This is a genomic window from Pseudoalteromonas porphyrae, assembly GCF_001298125.1.
Taxonomy (GTDB): domain Bacteria; phylum Pseudomonadota; class Gammaproteobacteria; order Enterobacterales; family Alteromonadaceae; genus Pseudoalteromonas; species Pseudoalteromonas neustonica.
Genome location: NZ_LHPH01000043.1, coordinates 1 through 3,966, shown reverse-complemented (window position 1 = coordinate 3,966; position 3,966 = coordinate 1). Strand labels below are relative to the sequence as shown.

Below are 3,966 nucleotides of genomic sequence, written 5' to 3'. Positions count from 1 at the left end.
AAAATGATGAATCACGTAAAAAGCTAAGCTATATCGACAAAATGAAAGTTAAAATAGACAGTCCAATGGGGCGACGGCAGTACAGCAGACGACTTGGATGTATAGAGCCCGTGTTCGGGAATATTACAGTCAATAAAGGCATGAACAAATTGACCTTACGCGGACAAACGAAAGTGAATGCGCAATGGCAACTGTATTGCCTTGTTCATAATCTAGAAAAGCTGAGAAACACGATACATTAATAAGGGGAAACCCCTTATCACCTTAAATAAGCCACTAAAACACCTGCCATACCTTCCAAAACGTCCATTAAAACAACACCAAATCCTCTTTTTTATATTTACGTAAAATCGAAGTAACCGATTGAACCAAAATAGGAACTCAGCTATGGTTGAAGCATCAATAAAAATAAATTAAAAACGAGTTATTCTACAGGCTCGTTAGGCATACACATGGAAATTGCTATGGATGATAAATTTATCCTTAAAGTCTTTGATGAAATTGGACTAGTTAAGGATAACAATCGCTTACTCATTATTGTGTCGCATTCTTTTGTTGAGATGATGGTTAAAGTGTTGGTAGAAGTACACACAGAGTGTAGGCTCAAAAACCATCATAATAGGCTTGAAAAACTTAAATCTGAAAAAATTATAGATGAGTTTCAATTTGATATTTATAACTGGTTTCGAGAATTAAGAAACGAAGCTGTTCATTCTCCTTTATTTGAGTTGACGGCTGATAAATATGAGTTGTTGGATGGTAAGGTAGATGGTAAAAACCTTCAACCTGATTATTTTCATCGTTTTTCTATCTCTCTTATTTCTGAGCTTTGGAATAAACATTTAGATGTTTTTCTGCCACGGTTTCATAAGGCTCTCTGCGTCTAGTATGCCTAACAAGGGTTTTCAAGTCGGACAAATTACAGTTGGCTTTTTGTTCGTGCCTCACTTATTTTAGCCAACTGCAATTTGCCGCTTAAAACGGCGTTGTGGCTGTAGAATTACTCTTTTTTAAGAAAAACAGCCTGTTTTATGGGTTCCAAATGCATTACCTAATGCTTTAAAAACGCTTAGAGTTAATTACAGGAGCTCGTTTTTTAATTGAATTTGGCTGTTAGAGTTATTCTACAGCCTCGTTAGGTTTTCGTCGGCCATTGCTGTAACCGTCAAGTTTAAAGGAATCATTTTGAAGAAAGTAAGTGAGAATATTAAGTCTGATGATGGAAAAATTTTACTCTTTTCAATTGATGATTTTGTGGCGACTATTTGCAATAAAGATACGTGCTTTGTTTGTGGAATAGAAAGATCTGAAGCTTCATTTAATGATGAACACATCATTCCACGCTGGGTGCTCAAGCGATATGAATTATTTGGCAAGGTTATAACATTACCGAATGATAAAAAATTCAAATATGGAAAATATAAAATACCTTGCTGTCAAAGCTGTAACTCTTTGTTAGGTGAAAATATTGAAAAAAGAGTCGCTGAAGGTTTTGATGGTGGTTTTAGTAAAACTCTTAATTTTTTCGACAATAATAAAGAGCTTATTTTTAGTTGGATATGTCTTCTTTATATTAAAACGCACTTAAAAGACAAAATGTTTCAGTATGATTTTAAATCTGATAAGAAAATAGGTGATGACTACGATTGGGAAGACTTGCACCATATTCATTGCATGGCTCGAAGTATTTACACCGGTGTAGACATTGAAAAGTCAGTATACGGAAGTATGTTTATATATCCATGCGCTGAATTTGATGATGGTGAGCGTTTTGATTATATTGATTTATATGGCACTGGTACTGTCCTTATAAGGTTAGGTGATTTTTTCATAATATGCGTTATGAATGACTCTAAATTAGTAAGTCAATTGATTAAAAGCAGAACAGAAAGAATAACAGGTAAATTAAATTTTCTTCAGGTCAGGGAGTTGTACTCAAGAGTCTCCTATGAAAACCTAAGAATTATAGATAGACCAAAATATTATACCGCTGTAAGGCGCAAAGATAATCACGTTAGAATCCAAGCTTTAATTAATAAAAAAATACACATTGAATCTCACAACGAGGCACTTCTTGGAGATATCATGTATAAACTTGTTAAGGATTATATATACAGGCCAAAAGATCCTGAGCTTAAAGTCAAGATGGAAGAACAAGTGCAAGGTGTTAAAAATGGTCAATGGACTTATTTGTTTGATAGCGAAGGTAAGTTTTTAAATGACTCAGCTCTTGTAATTGATGATGAAAAGGCTGTTCTTGCAGATTTAAAAAACGGTATTGATATTTTTACTCGATAATTCTGATATGAAAACCTAACAAGGGTTTTCAAGGCGGACAAATTACAGTTTGCTTTTTGTTCGTGCCTCACTTATTTTAGCCAACTGCAATTTGCCGCTTAAAACGGCGTTGTGGTTGTAGAATTACTCTTTTTTAAGAAAAACAGCCAGTTTTGTGGGTCCTAAATGTGCATTGCCTAGTGCTTTAAAAACGCTTAGAGTTAATTACAGGAGCTCGTTTTTTAATTGAATTTGGCTGTTAGAGTTATTCTACAGCCTCGTTAGGTTTATTCAAGGTAATCAGGTGTATCGAATTCTTTTAGCGTGTTCTTTTCTGGTTTGTGTCTACTTTTCTATAGGTGCGTATATACTTTACGCACAAATACCACGCTATTTATTTCCAAATATTGTTTTAACTTCTAAAACTGAGGAACTACATAAATTTGAGTTTTACGACTCATTAAAAAATGAATTACTTGTTCGTGAATACGGACAATCTGAAGATCAATGTATTGTATTTTTCCCAGGACGACACGGTGGTGTAAAAAAATACGAAGAAACCCTTTTTAAAGCTTTCCAAAAGAATAACTTTAAGGTGTTTTCTATCTCGTACTCTGGACAAGATGGCGCTATAGGTCAAGTTGATAATATTGCATCATTAATAAAATTAATTACTGATGCAATGAGAGCTATTTCATTAAATTGTCCTTCAGAAAAAACTATTATTTATGGCCGCTCTTTGGGAGCAACTGTTGCTGTGCACTCTATAGGCAAAACAAAAGTGGCAGGGGTAATTCTAGAAGGGGTTGCTCCGTCATTATCGATTGCAGTTAATAACTACTTAAATTCAAAGTGGTATTTAAGCCCGCTGAAAATCTTGCCAATAGAGCTTTTGCTTCCAAAAAACTATGACTTAAGCGAGCCCCTTTCTATATTAATAGCAACTCCTGTTAGCATTTTTCAAGGGGCTAATGATTCACAGACACCTTTAAGTCAACTGCAACAAAGTTGGAGCTATGGTAATAATGTATCGCTACGTGTAGTTAAAACAGGGGAGCATTCAAATACATATATACAGGCAACAAACGAAATTGTTAAAGTATCAAAAAGTATGTTGGTGCAACCATAAACCTAACAAGAAAATTAACAAGGACAAAAAACAGTTGGTTTTTGCTCCTTCGTCGCTAATTATAACCAACTATTTTTTGCCTGTTATTTAGGCGTTGGTGCGTCAAGCTAAGCTTGATCCATCTTGCAGGGTGCAAGTCCCTGTCGGGCAAGGTCTAACTAACCACCCGTATTGAGTGTTGCGCCTTTGGCGGAGTGTGGGATTAGCAATTGCTTATCAGTTATGAAGATAGCATCACACGAACAAGATTGGCGAAGCGTACACAGAGAATTATGTAGGCCATAGGGATTATCGTGATCCTGAAGTGCTGATATCGCTCCGATAAATACAGTCTGACTGACGAGGTTTGTAACGCCACTGAAGTCCATGCAAAGCAACCGTAATGAGTGAGGTTGTGGCGAGTCAGCGGAGTTATTAAGCCGTGGCATGGTTAAAGAGATGCATTAGGAACTTGAGAGAGCCAAGGGTGTTCCGCAAGGACGCGGTAGGGAAGCTAAGCCAAAAGCAAGGCCAACGATGACCCTTTGGCAGTCAGACCAGCTCGTAGTAGTTTGAGACGG

General features: G+C 36.2%; 4 protein-coding genes. All 4 read left to right on the top strand.

The annotated features are described in order from the left end of the window. A partial coding sequence (locus ADS77_RS21885) for a transposase (protein ID WP_063135626.1) occupies positions 1 to 242 on the top strand: 242 nt, incomplete at its 5' end. A 210-nt stretch (positions 243 to 452) separates the two neighbouring features. Then, the gene (locus tag ADS77_RS20900; protein WP_054456150.1) at positions 453 to 887 is read left to right on the top strand and encodes a DUF4145 domain-containing protein; all 435 of its coding nucleotides are present in this window, start codon (positions 453 to 455) and stop codon (positions 885 to 887) included. 298 nt (positions 888 to 1,185) lie between these two features. Further along, complete coding sequence (locus ADS77_RS20895; RefSeq protein WP_054456148.1) at positions 1,186 to 2,298, top strand: hypothetical protein; 1,113 nt, start codon at positions 1,186 to 1,188, stop codon at positions 2,296 to 2,298. Between the two features lie 283 nt (positions 2,299 to 2,581). Next, complete coding sequence (locus ADS77_RS20890) at positions 2,582 to 3,406, top strand: alpha/beta hydrolase (protein WP_054456146.1); 825 nt, start codon at positions 2,582 to 2,584, stop codon at positions 3,404 to 3,406. Positions 3,407 to 3,966: the final 560 nt, after the last annotated feature.